19 protein-coding genes are annotated in these 16,215 nt (G+C 63.8%); 9 read left to right on the top strand and 10 right to left on the bottom strand.

The window, feature by feature from the left end; translation table 11 throughout:
* Positions 1 to 85 precede the first annotated feature (85 nt).
* A complete protein-coding gene (locus tag ACWUKX_RS13055; protein WP_456007150.1) occupies positions 86 to 322 on the bottom strand; it encodes a hypothetical protein in 237 nt (78 codons plus the stop codon).
* A gap of 165 nt (positions 323 to 487) precedes the next feature.
* Here ACWUKX_RS13055 and gcvA point away from each other — a divergent pair, with 165 nt between their 5' ends.
* A complete protein-coding gene (gene gcvA, locus ACWUKX_RS13050; protein WP_456007148.1) occupies positions 488 to 1,429 on the top strand; it encodes a transcriptional regulator GcvA in 942 nt (313 codons plus the stop codon).
* Between the two features lie 51 nt (positions 1,430 to 1,480).
* Here gcvA and ACWUKX_RS13045 read toward each other — a convergent pair whose 3' ends face one another.
* From ACWUKX_RS13045 to tsaD, 6 genes are all read right to left on the bottom strand, one after another.
* The gene (locus ACWUKX_RS13045) at positions 1,481 to 1,903 is read right to left on the bottom strand and encodes a DUF1761 domain-containing protein (protein ID WP_456007146.1); all 423 of its coding nucleotides are present in this window, start codon (positions 1,901 to 1,903) and stop codon (positions 1,481 to 1,483) included.
* 109 nt (positions 1,904 to 2,012) lie between these two features.
* Positions 2,013 to 2,612, bottom strand: coding sequence for a class I SAM-dependent methyltransferase (locus ACWUKX_RS13040; RefSeq protein ID WP_456007325.1), 600 nt, complete (start codon positions 2,610 to 2,612; stop codon positions 2,013 to 2,015).
* 53 nt (positions 2,613 to 2,665) lie between these two features.
* A complete protein-coding gene (locus ACWUKX_RS13035; protein ID WP_029349291.1) occupies positions 2,666 to 3,091 on the bottom strand; it encodes an EVE domain-containing protein in 426 nt (141 codons plus the stop codon).
* A 27-nt stretch (positions 3,092 to 3,118) separates the two neighbouring features.
* A complete protein-coding gene (locus ACWUKX_RS13030) occupies positions 3,119 to 3,415 on the bottom strand; it encodes a YciI-like protein (RefSeq protein WP_065007224.1) in 297 nt (98 codons plus the stop codon).
* Positions 3,416 to 3,439: 24 nt separating this feature from the next.
* Positions 3,440 to 4,450: an NAD(P)H-dependent glycerol-3-phosphate dehydrogenase gene (locus tag ACWUKX_RS13025; RefSeq protein WP_456007144.1), complete on the bottom strand. Its 1,011-nt coding sequence runs from the start codon at positions 4,448 to 4,450 to the stop codon at positions 3,440 to 3,442.
* Positions 4,447 to 5,532 carry a tRNA (adenosine(37)-N6)-threonylcarbamoyltransferase complex transferase subunit TsaD gene (gene tsaD, locus ACWUKX_RS13020; RefSeq protein WP_456007323.1) on the bottom strand — a complete coding sequence of 362 codons (1,086 nt, stop codon included), beginning with the start codon at positions 5,530 to 5,532 and terminating at the stop codon, positions 4,447 to 4,449. Before tsaD ends, ACWUKX_RS13025 begins: the two co-directional genes overlap by 4 nt.
* Positions 5,533 to 5,625: 93 nt before the next feature.
* On the opposite strand from tsaD, the gene hemC reads away from it, so the two are divergent.
* The 6 genes from hemC (at position 5,626) to ACWUKX_RS12990 (ending at position 11,946) form a co-directional block, all read left to right on the top strand.
* Positions 5,626 to 6,552 (top strand): hydroxymethylbilane synthase, encoded by a 927-nt coding sequence (gene hemC / locus ACWUKX_RS13015; protein WP_456007142.1) that lies wholly within the window; start codon positions 5,626 to 5,628, stop codon positions 6,550 to 6,552.
* Position 6,553: 1 nt separating this feature from the next.
* The gene (locus tag ACWUKX_RS13010) at positions 6,554 to 7,270 is read left to right on the top strand and encodes a uroporphyrinogen-III synthase (protein ID WP_456007140.1); all 717 of its coding nucleotides are present in this window, start codon (positions 6,554 to 6,556) and stop codon (positions 7,268 to 7,270) included.
* 314 nt (positions 7,271 to 7,584) lie between these two features.
* The gene (locus ACWUKX_RS13005) at positions 7,585 to 9,081 is read left to right on the top strand and encodes a COG4223 family protein (RefSeq protein WP_456007138.1); all 1,497 of its coding nucleotides are present in this window, start codon (positions 7,585 to 7,587) and stop codon (positions 9,079 to 9,081) included.
* A 10-nt stretch (positions 9,082 to 9,091) separates the two neighbouring features.
* The gene (locus ACWUKX_RS13000; RefSeq protein ID WP_456007136.1) at positions 9,092 to 10,693 is read left to right on the top strand and encodes a heme biosynthesis HemY N-terminal domain-containing protein; all 1,602 of its coding nucleotides are present in this window, start codon (positions 9,092 to 9,094) and stop codon (positions 10,691 to 10,693) included.
* 45 nt (positions 10,694 to 10,738) lie between these two features.
* Positions 10,739 to 11,218 (top strand): tellurite resistance TerB family protein, encoded by a 480-nt coding sequence (locus ACWUKX_RS12995; protein ID WP_456007134.1) that lies wholly within the window; start codon positions 10,739 to 10,741, stop codon positions 11,216 to 11,218.
* An 11-nt stretch (positions 11,219 to 11,229) separates the two neighbouring features.
* The gene (locus ACWUKX_RS12990) at positions 11,230 to 11,946 is read left to right on the top strand and encodes a glutamine amidotransferase (protein WP_456007132.1); all 717 of its coding nucleotides are present in this window, start codon (positions 11,230 to 11,232) and stop codon (positions 11,944 to 11,946) included.
* 249 nt (positions 11,947 to 12,195) lie between these two features.
* Here ACWUKX_RS12990 and ACWUKX_RS12985 read toward each other — a convergent pair whose 3' ends face one another.
* Positions 12,196 to 13,011 carry an oxidoreductase gene (locus ACWUKX_RS12985; RefSeq protein ID WP_287336324.1) on the bottom strand — a complete coding sequence of 272 codons (816 nt, stop codon included), beginning with the start codon at positions 13,009 to 13,011 and terminating at the stop codon, positions 12,196 to 12,198.
* 89 nt (positions 13,012 to 13,100) lie between these two features.
* Positions 13,101 to 13,457 carry a hypothetical protein gene (locus ACWUKX_RS12980; protein WP_455848991.1) on the bottom strand — a complete coding sequence of 119 codons (357 nt, stop codon included), beginning with the start codon at positions 13,455 to 13,457 and terminating at the stop codon, positions 13,101 to 13,103.
* 220 nt (positions 13,458 to 13,677) lie between these two features.
* Here ACWUKX_RS12980 and ACWUKX_RS12975 point away from each other — a divergent pair, with 220 nt between their 5' ends.
* The gene (locus tag ACWUKX_RS12975; protein WP_456007131.1) at positions 13,678 to 14,280 is read left to right on the top strand and encodes a TetR/AcrR family transcriptional regulator; all 603 of its coding nucleotides are present in this window, start codon (positions 13,678 to 13,680) and stop codon (positions 14,278 to 14,280) included.
* A 193-nt stretch (positions 14,281 to 14,473) separates the two neighbouring features.
* Positions 14,474 to 14,743: a hypothetical protein gene (locus tag ACWUKX_RS12970; RefSeq protein ID WP_456007130.1), complete on the top strand. Its 270-nt coding sequence runs from the start codon at positions 14,474 to 14,476 to the stop codon at positions 14,741 to 14,743.
* 211 nt (positions 14,744 to 14,954) lie between these two features.
* Here the strand turns inward: ACWUKX_RS12970 and ACWUKX_RS12965 are convergent, their stop codons facing one another.
* The gene (locus ACWUKX_RS12965) at positions 14,955 to 16,187 is read right to left on the bottom strand and encodes an MFS transporter (protein ID WP_456007128.1); all 1,233 of its coding nucleotides are present in this window, start codon (positions 16,185 to 16,187) and stop codon (positions 14,955 to 14,957) included.
* Positions 16,188 to 16,215 lie beyond the last annotated feature (28 nt).

The following is a 16,215-nucleotide window of genomic DNA, read 5'->3' as shown; positions in this document are numbered from 1 at the left end:
ATAGGGGAATAGGGGAATAAGAAAGTGTCAGTAGGATCGCGCAGGCGCGCCGCTTACCTTTTAGCTGCCCTACTGCCCTACTGCCCTACGTCCGCGGCCTCTGCCAGCCGATGTCGAGCAGACCCAGCCGGCCGAGTTCCCGGTCCATCACGTGCGCGACATCCTTGCGTTCGGCGCCGATATCGCGCAATTGGCGGTCCGCAAGATCGTCGACATTCTGATGCGGGAGATTGACCGCAACTTTCGCATGGCGAAACCAGTCAAGCGTCGCGCGCAGCCAGGCCGACCGGGCGATTGCAGGAGTCATAACTATGTGGGACATGGCACAATCCACTTCATTCGGATGTCAAATCCGGTTTGATGTTATTTCGATGGTCCCATCATGCCGGATTGAAATTAAAATGAGAAACGAGTAGTTTTCTCAGCATCTTCAAGTTTTATTTGAGGATTGGAAAATGATCGACCGGCCTCTCCTCGTCCTACTGTGATGGCTCGCCTGCTGCCGGGAACCCGTGCACTGAGGACGCTGGAGGCGGCGGCCCGGCACCTCAATTTCACCCGTGCCGCAGATGAGCTCGGCCTGACGCCGGCTGCGGTCAGCCACCAGATCAAGGAAATCGAGGATCAGCTCGGCATCGTGCTGTTCACGCGCACCAGCCGCACGATCCGGCTGACGGAGGCGGGCGCGGTGCTGTTCGAGGCGTCGACCGACGCGCTCGATCTGCTTGGCCGGGCCGTCTCACGGGCGCACAAGATGGCGCGCGGAACGGCGCTGCTGAAAGTGACCCTCGACGCGCAGTTCGCGACAAAATGGCTAATGCGGCGCGTCGATGACTTTCGCAAGCAGCGGCCGGGCATCGAGCTCCGCTTCGACATTGCCTCTGAATTGCGCGATTTCGACCTGGACGACGTCGATGTCGGTATCCGTTTCGGCGCGGGAAAATATCCGGGACTTTGCACCCACCGGCTGTTCGACAACATCATCATCCCTGTGTGCAGCCCCAGCCTGCTGGCCTCCGGCCCGCCGCTGCGCGAGCCGCGCGATCTCTTCCATCACACGCTCGCTCATATCGAGTGGGCGCGACAAGGCGTGACGTGGCCGAATTGGCGCATGTGGATGGCGGCGGCCGGCGTCGACGATTTCGACGACAGCCGGACGATCGTGTTCGGCACCTCGACCGACGCCGTTCAGGCCGCGCTCGACGGCAATGCCGTCGCGCTCGCCGATTTTGCCATGGTGGCAAACGATCTTTCCGAGGGCCGGCTGATCCGGCCATTCGAACTTGGCATCAGGGTTCCGCCCGACTTCGCCTATCATCTGGTCTACCCCATCGGAACGGCCAACGACGCCAGGATCGAGGCGTTCAGGGATTGGCTCCTGAACGAAGTTCACAACCCGCAGCCGGACCAACGCTTGGATGAGCTTTAGGTCGCTCTGCGTGATCAGCCGGCGGTCGTCGACCATTTCGTGGCGGCAGGATCAGCCCGCGACTTCCCCTGCGCCGAACCAGCCGATCACCGCGCCGATGATAAGCAGCACGCCGAGCCAGTGACCGCCGTCTATGATGGTCAGGTCCCAGCCGAACCCTTCGTAGCGATGATTGACGGATAACGTCGTGGCGACGAATCCGAGCCAGAGAACGAAGCCGAAGACGAGCCCGGCAACGAGGCTCGGTTCGCCACCGGTCATCGCTCCGATAAGCAGGGACATGACGATCGCCATGACAAGTTCCGCAATGAAGCTGATGACGAAGGGCAGCGGCGATTTACTCATGGTCGCCGGATCAAGCCTGGCGGCCTTGAGCCACGGCTTGCTCAGGCCCATGTACCATGCAGCCCCGAACAACCACGCCACCAGGGCGGCGACGATCACCGCCAGCCAGTTCACTGCTGAAAAATCCATGATTTCCCTCCCCGGAAGCATGTCGCCCAAAAGTGCCCAGCGGTTTTGGGACAACGATATGCGTACTCTCAAAATCGATGCGTGATGGAACGCCCGTTCGGCGATACCGTCAAGCAAACCGCCAGACGGTCGTGCGCTTGACCAAGGCGTCTTCCAGTGCCCGGGTTACCGCCACTTCATAGACGGCAAGCGGCTCCAGTCCTGCTTGCGGCATATAGGAACGGCCGGGATCGCCGACGATAATGTCGGCGCCGCGCGCCTTCAGCGTCGCGAACCATGGCATCAGCCGGTCGGCCAACGATTTGTCGTAGAAGACGTCGCCGGCCAGAACCACATCCCAGCCCGCATCGGCTCCGATGCAGTCCGAGCCGAGGAACTTTATCCCGACATCATTGGCCTCGGCGTTGAGGCGGATCGCGGTCGCGCAGAACGGGTCGATGTCGGCGGCGATCACCTCTGCCGCGCCCGCCTTCGCCGCGGCAATGGCGACAAGGCCGGAACCGGAGGCAAAGTCGAGCACGCGCTTGCCCTGCACATCAGACGGATTGTCGAGGATATAGCGGGCAAGGCCTTGGCCGCCGGCCCAGGCGAAAGCCCAGAAGGGCGGCGGCAGGCCGATTTCGGCCAGTTCGTCCTCGGTCCGCTGCCACAGATCATGCGCTTCGTCGGCCAGATGCAGCAGGATCTCCGGCACATGCGGCGGCGCCATCAGCGCCGTGTTGTCGAGGATGAAGCTTTCCGCGCTGTTCGGCGTCAGCGCCGTCACGGAGCCGGCGTCAGGCCGCCCATGCGGCAGACCTCTTTCCATTCGGCCGGCGTCACCGGCTGCACGGAAAGCCGTCCGAGCCGGACCAGTGCCATCTCGGCAAGCTTGGGATTGGCCTTGACCTGTTCCAGCGTCACCGGCTTCGGCATATCCTTTACGGCGCGGATATCGACGCATTCCCAGCGCGGATCGTCGGTAGTCGTGTCCTGATGAGCCAGCGCGCAGACCTCGGCGATGCCGACCACATCGAGCCCGTCATTGGAGTGGTAGAAGAAGCCGAGGTCGCCGATCTGCATCGCCTTCATATTGTTGCGCGCCGCATAATTGCGCACGCCGTCCCATTGCGTGCCGGCTTTGCCCTTCGCCTTGAGGTCCTCGAAGGAGAAGACCGAGGGTTCAGATTTGAACAGCCAGTAGTTCATTTTTTTGCTCCTCCTGGCAGCTGGCGATCAGGCAGCCGCCGGCTTGTTGAAGGTCCAATTCCATTGCCGGATTTCGACGCTTTCGAACAGCCCGGCCTTGGCATAGGGGTCTGCCGCCGACAGCGCTTGTGCCGCGGCCAGATCGGGCGCCTCGACCACGACGAGGCTGCCGTTCGGCTTGCCGTCGGCCTCGAGGAACGGACCGGCGAAGGCCAGCTTCTTCTCGCCGTTCAATCCTTCCAGGAAGGCAACATGCTCGGGCCGGGTATCGAGCCGCACCTGCAGGCTTCCAGGCTTGTCCTTGCAAATCAACGCAAACAGCATCTTCCATCTCCGGATTGTTCGAAATTACACGTCGGTTTCAGTCTTCAGCGGCCTTGTCATCAGCGCCGCGACAGCCTGGCGGATGGTGATCGTGCCGTCCAGTATGGCGGCAACGGCGGTGATGATCGGCGCATCGATCTTGCGCTCGGCGGCAATGCGGGCGGCGATCGCCGCCGTCGGCACGCCTTCGGCCAATGGCAGGCCGGCAAGTGGCTTGCCTTGTCCCAGCGCCAGCCCGTAGGCGAAATTGCGCGACTGGGCGGACGAGCAGGTGAGCAAAAGATCGCCGAGGCCGGAAAGTCCCATCAGCGTTTCCGGCCTGGCGCCGAAGGCAGCACCGATGCGGCGCAATTCGACGAAGCCGCGGGTCACCATGGCGGCCTGGGCGCTGGCGCCGAGCGCGGCGCCGGTGACGGCACCGGCGGCAATGGCGAAGACGTTCTTCAGCGCGCCGCCGATCTCGACGCCGATGAGATCGTCGCTAGAATAGCAGCGCAGGTTTTGCGCCGAGAAGCGGGCGGCCAGGTCGGCCGCCAGATCCTCGTCGCGGGCGGCGACCACTACGGCCGTCGGCAGGCCCCTGGCGACGTCGGTGGCGAAGCTTGGGCCGGACAGGGCGGCGACCGGATTTTCAGGCAGGATCTCTCTAGCGATGGCCGACAGCAGCGCGCCGGTGTCGCGCTCGATGCCCTTGGCGCAGAGAACCAGCGGGGCGCCTTTCGGCATATGGGTTTTCGCGGTGGCCAGCATGGCGCGCAGCGACTGCGCCGGCGCCACCGCCAGAACGCAGTCGGCGCCGTCGAGCGCGGCCTCGATGTCGCTCGTTGCCACGATGCCGGCCTGGAGCGCGATGCCCGGCAGATAGCGCGGATTTTCGCCACGGTCGATCGCGGCGACGGTCTCCGGGTCGCGCGCATAGAGGCGGACGAAATGACCGGCTCGCAGCATGGCCAGCGCCAGCGCCGTGCCCCAGGCCCCGCCGCCCAGCACGGCAATGCGCCAACCGCTTGGCGCTTTATGCCCGCTACCGGTCATGCCTTGGCTCCGCGCCGGCCCGAGCCGACCATCGGGGCAGAGATACTGTCCAGCGGCCAGCGCGAGCGCGGCACGAAATCGGCGGCGTTCTCACCCGCGATGCCGACGCGCAGCCGTTCGATGCCGGCCCAGGCGATCATCGCCGCATTGTCGGTGCAGAGTTTGAGCGGCGGTGCGACGAAAGCAAAGCCGGCTTTCTCGCATAGGGCTTCGAGAGTCGCCTTGATCGTCCGGTTGGCAGCGACGCCGCCGGCGACGACGAGCGCGGGCTCCATCTCGCCTGGAAACTCCTGACGGAATCGGTTCAGCGCCCTCGAAACACGATCGTCCAGCGCATCCGCCACCGCCGCCTGGAACGAGGCGCAGATGTCGGCGACATCCTGGTCGCTCAACGGGGCAATGGCCGTTGCTGCCTGGCGCACGGCGGTCTTCAGCCCGGAAAAGGAGAAATCGGGCTGCGCCGATCCCTTCATAGGCCGCGGGAAGGCGAAGCGTGCGGGGTCGCCGGTCGCCGCCGCCTTCTCGACATTCGGCCCGCCGGGGTAGGGCAGGCCGAGCATCTTGGCGGTCTTGTCGAAGGCTTCGCCGAGCGCATCGTCGATGGTTGTCGCCCAGCGCTGATAGTCGCCAACGCCACGCACCGCGACGATCTGCGTGTGGCCGCCGGACACCAGCAGCAACAGGTAGGGAAAATCGAGCCCGTCGGTCAGCCGCGCGGTCAGCGCGTGGCCTTCGAGATGGTTGATGGCGATCAGCGGCTTGTTCGCCGCGGCGGCGATCGCCTTGGCCGTCATCAGCCCGACGATCAGCCCGCCGACCAGGCCGGGGCCGGCAGTCGCGGCAATCGCGTCGACGTCGGCGAGATCGACGCCCGAATCGGCGAGCGCTGCCTCGATGATGCCGTCCAGCGCCTCGACATGGGCGCGCGCGGCGATTTCCGGCACGACGCCGCCGAAGGCGGCATGCTCCTCGATCTGGCTGAGCACGATATCGGACAGGATTTTCGGCGCGCCGCCGCCGTCCAGCGCCACCACGCTCGCGGCGGTCTCGTCGCAACTCGTCTCAATGCCCAGAACGCGGATCAATTCGTCGCTATCCCTAGAGATTGTGCAACCAGTCTTTCCCCGTTAGGAGGAAGGCCTCAATCTGCCGGGGGTTATCACGGACGGCGCGCCATGCAAACAACCTTGAAAATCGGAACACGCGGCAGCCCGCTGGCGCTGGCGCAGGCGCATGAAACGCGGGCGCGACTGATGGCCGCGCACGGCATGCCGGTTGAGGCATTTGAAGTGGTCGTCATCTCGACCAGCGGCGACCGCATCCAGGACCGGCCACTGTCGGAAGCCGGCGGCAAGGGCCTGTTCACCAAGGAGATCGAGGAAGCGCTGCTGGCGCGCCGTATCGACATCGCCGTGCATTCGTCGAAGGACATGCCGACGGTGTTGCCCGACGGGCTGGAACTGTCCGCCTTCCTGCCACGCGAGGACGCCCGGGACGCTTTCGTCGGCAAGGCGGCGAAAACGATCGCCGGATTGCCGCACGGCGCAAAGGTCGGTTCGTCGTCGCTGCGGCGCCAGGCGCTGATCCGGCGGATGCGGCCGGACCTCGACGTGGTGATGTTCCGCGGCAATGTGCAGACGCGGCTGCGCAAGCTCGACGAGGGCGTTGCCAACGGCACCATCCTTGCCTATGCCGGGCTGAAGCGGCTCGGGCTCGAAAATGTCATCACCGACCTGATGCCGCTCGACACCTTTCCGCCGGCGCCGGGGCAGGGCGCGATCTGCATCGAAAGTCGCGTCGGCGACCTCGATGTGGAAAAGATGCTGACGGCAATCCATGATTTGCCGACCGGACAGGCGCTGGCCTGCGAACGCGCTTTCCTGGCAGCGCTCGACGGGTCGTGCCGAACGCCGATCGCCGGCCATGCGACGATATCGGGCGGAACGGTTGTCTTTGCCGGCCTGATAATCTCGCCGGACGGTACGCAGTCCCATGAGGTCAAGGCGGAAGGCCCGGTGCAGGATGCCGCCCACATCGGCGAGGATGCCGCCAGGACCGTACGGGCCAAGGCCGGCGAAAAATTCTTCGACGGCTGGGTCTGACATGGTTCGTGTCCTGGTGACGAGGCCGGAACCGGGCGCCTCGCGCACGGCGCAGCGGCTTTTGGACCAGGGTTTTCAGCCGATCCTGCTGCCATTGACCGAGACGGTCGCTCTGCCGGTCGATGCGGACGGGGTCGCAGACAATGCCGTGGCCGTTGCCGCCACCAGCGCCAATGCCGTGCGTCACGCGCCGAAGGAAATCATCGCAGCGCTCGCCGGCTTGCCCTGCCATGCCGTCGGTAAAAGGACCGCGGAAGCGGCCCACACTTCGGGATTCTTCTCCGTCAGCGAAGGCCCCGGCGATGCCCAGGCGCTGGCGGATGCGCTTGCCGGCGATTACGCCGGACAGACCATCGTCTATCTGTGCGGGCGCGTGCGGTTTCCGGGTTTCGAGCAGCGGCTGCAGGCGACAGGCGTTCACGTCCGCACCGTCGAGACCTATGATACCGTCGCGCTGGACTATTCCGACGAAGCCGTTCTTGCGCGCTTGTCCGGCCTGCCGGTCGAGGCGGTGCTGCTCTATTCGGCCAACGCGGCCACAGCGATGCAGGCACTGGCCGGCCGGCCGGCGCTGCTTGGCGTTTTTGAGAGGACGGATTTTTTCGCTTTGTCGGCGCGCATTGCCGCGGCGTTGGACGATGTCGCCGGCGACCGGATCCGGATAGCGCCTGAGCCCAGCGAAGATGCGCTGCTGGGCCTTTTGCAGGCGCGGCGCTGACCGGCGCCTGCCGCTGCTTGCCTGCCCGTCCCGGGCGTCAGCGCTGGGGCGACTGCCTGTATCGGCATGTTTGTTCTTGCTTTGTGCCGGCAGCTGTGCTAACAAAATGCTTGTCGTGCCCATTCGCGCCGACGACCCGCCGCCAAGGCGGGTTTTTTGTTTCTGATCTCCCTGAAGCGCAGACACGGGCCCTGCGGCGTTTCGCCAAAACCGACCCCGAAGCCACGGCGTCATCACGCCGCCCCTTTTCACCGCTTGGTGATGTGCTAGACCCTTTCTGAACCATCCCGAAGCGAATTTTGTGGAGCCCAAGCATGGTCAAGACGCCGAAGATGCGGCATTCGAAAAGCCGTCGTGAGCCGGTGACCATCGAGCTCGAACCCGGCGCCGTCTCGCGCGTTGCCGACGAGGATGCCGCCAACGGGCGGACCGACGAGGCGAAGGCGGAGGAAGCGGCAAACGCGTCGCAGCCGGAAGCGCCTGATGAACCCGTGCATGCCGATCAGACCGACATCGAGCCGTGGGAACATGCCGACGCGGCCCCGCCGGCCGGCTCGGAAGAGCCGGCAGAGGGTGGCGCCAAAGGTGCCGAAGGACCCAAACCGACTTATCCGGCCGGCTCGGAGGCGTCGGCGAACCGGGCCTTCGACTACAGTTTCGACGACGGATCCGCCAAAGCCAGCGGGACGGGGACCAGCAGCGGGACTGATGAAGCGCCGAAAGAAGCCCAGACAGGGAATAAATACATGGCGCAGCCGAAGCGTGGCGGCATCAACGGTATCGCTGCCGGCATTATCGGCGGCGTCATCGCGCTCGCCGCCGCCGGAGGGCTGCAGTTTGCCGGCTTGCTCGGCGCGCCAGGGGCTGGTGATGCCTCCTCGGGCGGCGTATCGCTCGATGGCATCAATGGCGAAATCGCTTCGCTAAAGAGCGAGATCGCCGGGCTCAAGGATACAGCCGGCAACAATGATGCATCGGCCAATGTGGACGGGCTGTCGCCGGCCCTGGATCAGGTCAAGAGGGATGTCGCTGCGCTGAAATCGGCGGTCGAGCAGGGTGGAGCAGGCGACAGTGCCGGGCTTGCAGCCCTTGGCGACAAGGTCAGGCAGATCGAGGCGGAGATTGCGGCTTTTGGCCAGACCGGCAATACGGCGCCGGTCGATCTCGGCCCGCTCAACGAAAAGCTGGCCGGGCTCGACGCACTGGTGAAATCCGCCGGCGAGACAGCGAAAGCGCAGGAAGGCCGGCTTGCGGCGCTGGAACAATCCGTGTCGCAGCTTTCCGGCAAGCTCGAGGCACAGGCGGCGCAACCGAAGATCGCGCTCGCCATTGCCGCATCGGCGCTGAAGGCAGCACTCGACCGCGGTGCGCCTTTCGCGGCCGAACTCGACACCTTTGCGGCGATTTCACCCGATGCGCCGGAGCTCGCGACCTTGCGTAGCTACGCCGAGAAGGGCGTTCCGACCCGGGCTGAGATCGCCGCCGAAATGCCCGCCTCGGCCAATGCCATGGTCGCTGCCTCGGAGCCCGTCGACCAGAATGCCGGCCTCCTGCAAAACCTGTTGTCGAGCGCCGAATCGCTGGTCAAGGTCCGGCCGATCGGCGCCGTCGAAGGCGCCGGGGCGCCGGAAACCGTCGCGCGTATGGAGGTGGCGGTCAACCAGGGCGACTACGCCAAGGCGCTCAGCGAATACGACACACTGCCCGAGGCGGCCAAGGCCGCCGGCGCCGAATTTGCCGGCAAACTGAAGGCGCGGACCGAAGTCGAGACGCAGATCGAGGCGCTGATCGCCAGTGCGATGAAGGCGTGAGGAAAACCCGATGATTCGCATTCTGCTTTTCCTCGCCGTCGTTTTCGTGCTCGGGCTGGGTTTCGCCTGGCTGGCCGACCGGCCGGGCGAGATGGTCGTCACCTTCAGCGGCTATCAATACCAGGTCAGCCTGATGGTGGCGGCGGTGGCGGTTGTCGCCGTGGTCGCCGCGGTGATGATCGTCTGGTGGCTGCTCAAGGCGCTGTGGAACAGCCCCTACACCATATCGCGCTATTTCCGCGTGCGCCGTCGCGACCGTGGCTATCAGGCGCTGTCGACCGGCATGATCGCCGCCGGCGCCGGTGACGGAGCGCTCGCCCGCAAGAAGACCAAGGAAGCGGCAAAGCTCATTCGCTCCGACCAGGAGCCGCTGATCCACCTGCTCGAGGCGCAAGCCTCGCTGCTCGAAGGCGACCACGAGGGTGCCCGCGAAAAGTTCGAGACCATGCTCGACGATCCCGAAATGCGGCTGCTCGGCCTGCGCGGGCTCTACCTCGAGGCCGAGCGCCTCGGCGATCGCAACGCGGCGCGGCACTATGCCGGCCGCGCCGCCGCAATGGCGCCGCAACTGGCCTGGGCCGCCGAATCGACGCTGGAAGATCTAACCGGGCGCGGCGACTGGGACGGCGCGCTGAAACTGGTCGAGGCGCAGAAATCGACGCGCCAGATCGAACGCGACGCCGCCAACCGGCGTCGCGCCGTGCTGCTCACTGCCAAGGCGCAGGCGCTGATCGACAGCGATCCCAATGCCGCCAAAACCGCTGCTCTCGAGGCCAACCGGCTGCGGCCGGATTTCGCGCCGGCGGCGGTGATCGCAGCCAAACTGCTGTTCAGACAGAATGATGTGCGCAAGGGCGCGAAGATACTGGAAGCGGCGTGGAAAGCCGAGCCGCATCCGGAGATAGCGGAGCTTTACACCCACGCCCGGCCGGGCGATGCCGTGCTCGACCGCCTGAACCGGGCGAAGAAGCTGCAGGAGATGAAGAAGAACCACGCCGAATCGTCGCTGGCGGTGGCGCGCGCCGCACTCGACGCGCAGGACTTTTCAACCGCCCGCAAAGAGGCCGAGGCGGCCATTGGAATGGATCGCCGCGAAGGCGCCTATCTGCTTCTGGCCGACATTGAGGAGGCCGAGACCAGCGATCAGGGCAAGGTGCGGCAGCTTTTGTCCAAGGCAGTGCGTGCACCGCGCGATCCTGCCTGGGTTGCCGACGGCGTCGTCTCCGAACGCTGGGCGCCGGTGTCGCCGATCACCGGCAAGCTCGACGCCTTCGAGTGGCGGGCGCCGATGGAGCGGCTCGGCCAGCTCATCGACAGTGATGAGGACGCGCCGGACGCCGCAGTGCCGACGATTGCGGCGCCCATCGAGCCGGCAAAAGAAAATGTGATCGAGCTGAACCCCGCTGGTTCGGCCGAAAGACCGACCACCGCGGCGGCCTCGGAAAGTGGCGAAGACGATGTTGCGCCGGTCAACGCCACGGCGTCTGCCGCGGTGCCGCCGGATGCCGAAGCTGTCGAACCGGCGGAGGAACTGGCCCGGCTGCCCGACGATCCCGGCGTCGATCCGGACGAGGAAGACCAAAAATCACCACGCAAGTTTCGATTGTTTTGATTCGGCTGAGCTTGATAGTTTTGGCCGATGGGAAATAGGAATCACATGTTCGAACGCGTTCTGTCGTTTCTGAAGGACCTGCCGGCAGCTGGCAGCGCCCGCAACAACGCCGATGATCCGCGCGTTGCCGCTTCCGCCCTTCTCTACCATGTGATGAGTGCCGACGGCGTGCGTCAGGATGCCGAATGGGAGCGGTTCAAGGCGGTGCTCGCGAAAAGCTATTCGATCAGCGGCGACGAGCTCGACGCGCTTGCCGCTGCCGGAGAGCGGGCTGACAATGAGGCGATCGACCTCTACGCCTTCACCAGTGTTTTGAAGCGTCAGCTCGATCCAGACGCGCGAAAAGCCTTCATCGGCCTGATGTGGGAGATCGTCTATGCCGATGGCGAATTGCACGAACTCGAGGACAATATCGTCTGGCGGGTCGCCGAGCTGATGGATGTCGAACGCCACGACCGCGTCGAGGCACGCCGCAAGGCGGCCGCCGAAGCGCCGGGCGCTACTGGAACGTCGAGCGACGAATAGACAGGATACCCATGCCATCCACGCCGAGGCCGAGACCAAAAATCCTGATCGTGCTGCATCAGGAGAGTTCGAGCCCCGGGCGCGTCGGCCACATGCTTATCGAAGAGGGGTTCGACCTCGATCTCCGCTGCCCGCCGCTCGGCGACGCCTTGCCGGAAACGCTGGACGGTCATGCCGGAACCGTGGTGTTCGGCGGACCGATGAGCGCCAATGACGAGGACGACTTCGTCCGCCGCGAGACCGACTGGCTGAAAGTTCCGCTCCGGGAGAACCGGCCGTTGCTCGGCATCTGCCTCGGCGCGCAGATGCTGGTCAACCACCTTGGCGGCAAGGTCGAGGGTCATGGCGAGGGGCTGGTCGAGATCGGCTGGTATCCGCTGAAGGCGACGGAGGACGGCAAGAAGCTGATGCACTGGCCTGAGATGGTCTACCAGTTTCACCGCGAGGGCTTCTCGCTGCCGAAGGATGCGACGCTGCTGGCGACGGCCGAAACCTATCCCAACCAGGCCTTTCGTTATGGCGACAATGCCTGGGGCATCCAGTTCCATGGCGAATTGACCAGGGCGATGATGCAGCGCTGGGTCGTTCGCGGCGCGCATCGCTTCGAACTACCCGGCGCGCAGCCCGGCCGCGACCATCTCGGCGGCCGGCTAATCTGGGACATGCATCTGAAGCGCTGGCTCGGCGAATTCCTGCAGACGATCTTCGGTAAGCCCGCGCTGTCCTGATCTAGTTTGCGTCTATAAACGCAAACTATTGATCTAATTTTGTATCGCCGTCTTTGGGGACGAGGCGCTGCGGCTTCAGGTGTCCGGATTCGTGCCACCGATTCCAAGTCCCGCCACCGCCGGAGCCGACAATGCGCCAAGAGTTTCGTCAGCCCACTGGACGGCAAGGTCTGCCTGCCGAAACGGTGAACCGAGCGACAGCAGCCTGGCTTGCCGGTTCGACCGAAGCAGCAGTCGTTGACGTGGACGTCAGACCGGCAGCCCGTTCTGCTTACGCAGGCTTTTGTCGAATGCGGATGCCGGGACGAAACGGCGCAGGAAACTGACCTGGCGCGCCATTTTTCCCGCCGGATAGCGCCTCTTAGGAGCGGGATCAGTCGCAGCCGCCAATACGGTCTTGGCTACCACTTCGGGCGCATCGCCTTTTTCCATCGCCTTCCGCACGGCTACATTCATGCCAGCGCGCGCAGAGTCATAGATATCAAGCAACTGATCCGGCCTGGCGAGATTGTCTTCGAATAACGTACGGGTATAGGCGGGCTCGACCAGCACGACGCGAACTCCGAACGGGCGCAGTTCGTGGTCGAGGGATTCGGAATAGCCTTCAATGGCATGTTTGGTCGACGCATAAAGCGCGAAATAGGGAGCTGGGATGAACCCCTGCACCGAGCTCAAATTGACGATCCTGCCCTTTCCTTGGCGGCGCATTGTCGGCAACACTGCGTTGGTCACGCGGAAAACGCCGAAGACGTTCACGTCGAACAACGACTGAGCCTGGGCCATCGAGGACTCCTCCGCGCCGCCAAGCAGACCCATGCCGGCATTGTTGACGAGCAGATCAATACGCCCGGCCTCGGCCAGAACGTCATCGACCAGTTTCGCCACGGACGCGTCATCGGTGACGTCGCAGGTCAGCATGGTAATGCCGTCGGATCGTTCGGCGACCGCGCGACGGCTGGTTCCGAACACGCGAAAGCCGGCATTCTGCAGGGCTTTGGCCGTTGCGTGGCCGATGCCGGTGGATGCGCCCGTCACCAGGGCGACGCCAAGATTGGTCTTGTTCATGGAAATCACTTTCTTTGTGCTGGATTACCGGCTGCAGGCGTGCGCACAAATGGAGATGTGGCGCACGCCCCGGCGACCTAGTGATGCCATTACTCGGCAATGGCCCCAGTTTTCTGGTCGGACACCGATCCCACCTCGGTGACGGTAAGCTTGTCGCCCGAGCGCGACATCTCGAGGCTTTGGTCAGGTTCGCCCAATTTTCCCGGCACCGATATGGTGGCCGACTGCCCTTCGGCGAGGGTGGCCGAGAAGCGCACCGGAGCCCCGGCCTCACCATCCGCCATCGTTGCGATCACCCGATAGCCGTCATTGTCGTTGGTGTAGTAGAGGACGCCATGAAGGCCGCCGATACGGATACTCTCCCCCGCCATGGCCGACAGTTCACCGGCATGCAGCGGAGACGCGGCCAGGCCGAATGCCACCACACCACCGATGAGGTTGATCATCGCTAGGCTCCGTTTGGAGTGTGCCGCTCTCGGCCGGTCCGGGAGGGCAGGATGCGCCGATTGCGCGCGCTGATAAGTAAGGGCGAGACGGGTTCCGACTTCATTTGCAACGGTGTTCATAGCAGGCTCCAATGTTGACAGCGTTAACTTCCAGGCATTGACATAAGCCCGAAAGTAGGCAATGTCAACAATGTTTCTGATGATAACTTTGTGAGCCAGCATGCAAGAAGCCACCGATCGGCCCTACCACCACGGAAATCTGAGGCACGCGATCATCGAGACCGCCATGGCCATGCTGCACGAGGACAAGGGCTGGCAGTTCACTCTGAGGGAAGTGGCGCGCCGTGCCGGCGTCAGCCATGCCGCTCCCTACAAGCACTTTCCGGACAAAGCCGCCCTGCTTGCCGAAATGGCGCTGCTGGGATTCGACAGGCTGCATGAGGCGATGACGACGGCAAAGCCAAGAGGGGCAAATTCCTGGCGGGACGAATTTCTCGCCGTCGGCCGGGCCTATGTTCGGTTTGGAACCTCAAATCCGGGTCTCTACCGGCTCATGTTCAGCGCGGAGGCCGGCAAGGCAGCGGACGTGCATCTGAGCGAGAGGGCGCTCGCTGTGTTTGGCGTGGTGATCGCATTGCTGGAGCGGGGCGAGGCCGAGGGCGTGCTGCGCAAGCGCGACGTGCGGGGTCGCGCGGCAGCCTGTTGGGCGCAAGTCCATGGCATCACCATGTTGACCATGGAAGGTTTGTTCCAACTCGAAAAAGTCGGCCCAAATCCCTTGGACGCCGCCTTCCTCACGCTGCTCGAAGGTCTGGAGAACTGACTATTCAAGCCAGATGACGTGATCCCTGTCGATGATTTGGGGGTACGCGACGATATCGCTCCTTGGGAAAAGGATTTGGACAAAGCCGAAAAGGATAAGGCAGAGAAAGCCGAAAAAGATAGCGAAAGTGATAGCGACAGTAACACAGCTGACAATGAATCTGAAGGCAGAGGGTCGGAGACGGACAATTGCCATGGAAACGGAAAACATTAAGCTTATAAAATATTATGCCGAGATGCTATATATTCTTGGCGTTGTGTTTGTGGAAATCAGAGCGAGCGATAAGCTGGAGGACGCACATATTATCGCCGATGTTTTCCACAACATCCCGGCCAAAATATCCGTGGGGGCGACCATTGAGGACATAGAGTCGGAAATAATGTCTAAGGCAAAGCGCCACGGATACGAACGCGACGCACATAGAATGTTATCTCACGCGAAACATCGAACTAAACCGATTTAACAGTCGAAGCTCCGCGAAACATGATGCTGCGGATTACCTCTTCCTAAGGAACTACAGTTAAGGAATTACGGTCACAGTGCTCTTTTTCTATGCTCGCGATGTTCTCCCGGCCGTCGTTTACGCTTGGGAGCTGCTGGAAAGCGGCGCTACGTGGCAAGCGCGGGGTCATTCGGGACTCGCAGTCCCGTACCCCGGATCAGTGTGCCCCGGATCAGTTTCGGCCATTCAGGTGCCGCACCTTGCGCAGTTGCGGGAACAGCACCGCCCACAGCCCGGCGACAACGACTGCGCCGACGCCGCCAATCACCACCGCGGGCACGGTGCCGATCAATGCCGCCATGGTGCCCGCGCGGAATTCGCCGAGCTCGTTGGACGCACCGACAAAAACCTGATTGACGGCGTTGACGCGGCCGCGAACCTTGTCCGGCGTCCATAGCTGGATCAGCGTCTCTCTGATGTAGACGCTGAACATATCGGTGGCGCCGAGCAAGGCGAGCGCTGCGATCGACAGCCAGGTGATTGTGGAGAGGCCGAACAGCACGGTAAAGGCGCCGAACAGCGCGACGAAGCCGAGCATGACAACGCCGGCATGATTGCGGATCGGATGTCCGGCCAGCCAGATGGCAACGCAGATGGCGCCGATCCCCGGCGCCGAACGCAACAGTCCCAAGCCCCATGGGCCGAGTTCGAGGATGTCGCGCGCATAGACCGGCAGCAGTGCCGTGGCGCCGGACAAAAGCACGGCGAACAAGTCGAGCGAAATGGCGCCGAGCACGATCTTTTCGTTCCAGATATAGCCGAAGCCGGCAAACAGGGTCTGCATCGTCGGCCTGTCGGTCTCGCTGCGCTGGGCAGGCTTCGGGATGCTGAAGACCAGCACTGCGGTGACAAACATCAGAACGGCTGCGGTGCCGTATGCCGCTTCCGCCGAAAGCCCGTAGAGCAGGCCGCCGGCGACCGGTCCGACGATGGTCGCCGTCTGCCAGGCTGACGAATTCCAGGCGATCGCGTTGCCGAAATCCTCTGGCGGCACGAGGTTGGCGAACAGCGACGCTGCGGCCGGTCCGAAGAAGGCGCGCGCGATGCCGAACATGGCGAGCACGCCGAAGATCAAGCCCGGCCCGCTAAGGCCGCGCAGCGTCAGCAGCAACAGGGCCAGTGCGCAGATCGCCTCCAGCAGCACCGTCAGCGCCATGATCAGCCGGCGTCCGAAACGATCGGCGATCACCCCGGTGACCAGCACCAGCAGCAGCGAAGGCAGGAACTGGACAATGCCGACAAGTCCGAGATCGAACGGGTCGCGGGTCAGGTCGTACACCTGCCAGCCGACGGCGACGGATACGATCTGGGTGGCGAATGTGGAGAGGAAGCGCGCCGCCCAATAGCTCAGGAAGGGTTTGTGGCGGAAGGCGGCATAGCGCGATCCATCGGGTTCCGATGTCATTTGTGAATGGCCCCGGGCGCTGGTCCGA

The sequence above is a fragment of the Mesorhizobium sp. f-mel genome (genome assembly GCF_053850215.1).
Note: the sequence above shows the minus strand (reverse complement) of the source record. Positions and strands in the feature narration are given on the sequence as shown.

What these genes read in the sequence shown, in the direction of transcription:
- ACWUKX_RS13000 (WP_456007136.1), top strand. Translation starts at nt 9,092, where the DNA reads ATGATTCGCATTCTGCTTTTCCTCGCCGTCGTTTTCGTGCTCGGGCTG.
- ACWUKX_RS13025 (WP_456007144.1), bottom strand. Translation starts at nt 4,450, where the DNA reads ATGACCGGTAGCGGGCATAAAGCGCCAAGCGGTTGGCGCATTGCCGTG.
- ACWUKX_RS12990 (WP_456007132.1), top strand. Translation starts at nt 11,230, where the DNA reads ATGCCATCCACGCCGAGGCCGAGACCAAAAATCCTGATCGTGCTGCAT.
- ACWUKX_RS13005 (WP_456007138.1), top strand. Translation starts at nt 7,585, where the DNA reads ATGGTCAAGACGCCGAAGATGCGGCATTCGAAAAGCCGTCGTGAGCCG.
- ACWUKX_RS13040 (WP_456007325.1), bottom strand. Translation starts at nt 2,612, where the DNA reads ATGGCGCCGCCGCATGTGCCGGAGATCCTGCTGCATCTGGCCGACGAA.
- ACWUKX_RS12975 (WP_456007131.1), top strand. Translation starts at nt 13,678, where the DNA reads ATGCAAGAAGCCACCGATCGGCCCTACCACCACGGAAATCTGAGGCAC.
- ACWUKX_RS12965 (WP_456007128.1), bottom strand. Translation starts at nt 16,187, where the DNA reads ATGACATCGGAACCCGATGGATCGCGCTATGCCGCCTTCCGCCACAAA.
- ACWUKX_RS12985 (WP_287336324.1), bottom strand. Translation starts at nt 13,011, where the DNA reads ATGAACAAGACCAATCTTGGCGTCGCCCTGGTGACGGGCGCATCCACC.
- ACWUKX_RS13030 (WP_065007224.1), bottom strand. Translation starts at nt 3,415, where the DNA reads ATGCTGTTTGCGTTGATTTGCAAGGACAAGCCTGGAAGCCTGCAGGTG.
- ACWUKX_RS13010 (WP_456007140.1), top strand. Translation starts at nt 6,554, where the DNA reads ATGGTTCGTGTCCTGGTGACGAGGCCGGAACCGGGCGCCTCGCGCACG.
- hemC (WP_456007142.1), top strand. Translation starts at nt 5,626, where the DNA reads ATGCAAACAACCTTGAAAATCGGAACACGCGGCAGCCCGCTGGCGCTG.
- ACWUKX_RS13035 (WP_029349291.1), bottom strand. Translation starts at nt 3,091, where the DNA reads ATGAACTACTGGCTGTTCAAATCTGAACCCTCGGTCTTCTCCTTCGAG.
- ACWUKX_RS13055 (WP_456007150.1), bottom strand. Translation starts at nt 322, where the DNA reads ATGTCCCACATAGTTATGACTCCTGCAATCGCCCGGTCGGCCTGGCTG.
- gcvA (WP_456007148.1), top strand. Translation starts at nt 488, where the DNA reads ATGGCTCGCCTGCTGCCGGGAACCCGTGCACTGAGGACGCTGGAGGCG.
- ACWUKX_RS12980 (WP_455848991.1), bottom strand. Translation starts at nt 13,457, where the DNA reads ATGATCAACCTCATCGGTGGTGTGGTGGCATTCGGCCTGGCCGCGTCT.
- ACWUKX_RS12970 (WP_456007130.1), top strand. Translation starts at nt 14,474, where the DNA reads ATGGAAACGGAAAACATTAAGCTTATAAAATATTATGCCGAGATGCTA.
- ACWUKX_RS13045 (WP_456007146.1), bottom strand. Translation starts at nt 1,903, where the DNA reads ATGGATTTTTCAGCAGTGAACTGGCTGGCGGTGATCGTCGCCGCCCTG.
- ACWUKX_RS12995 (WP_456007134.1), top strand. Translation starts at nt 10,739, where the DNA reads ATGTTCGAACGCGTTCTGTCGTTTCTGAAGGACCTGCCGGCAGCTGGC.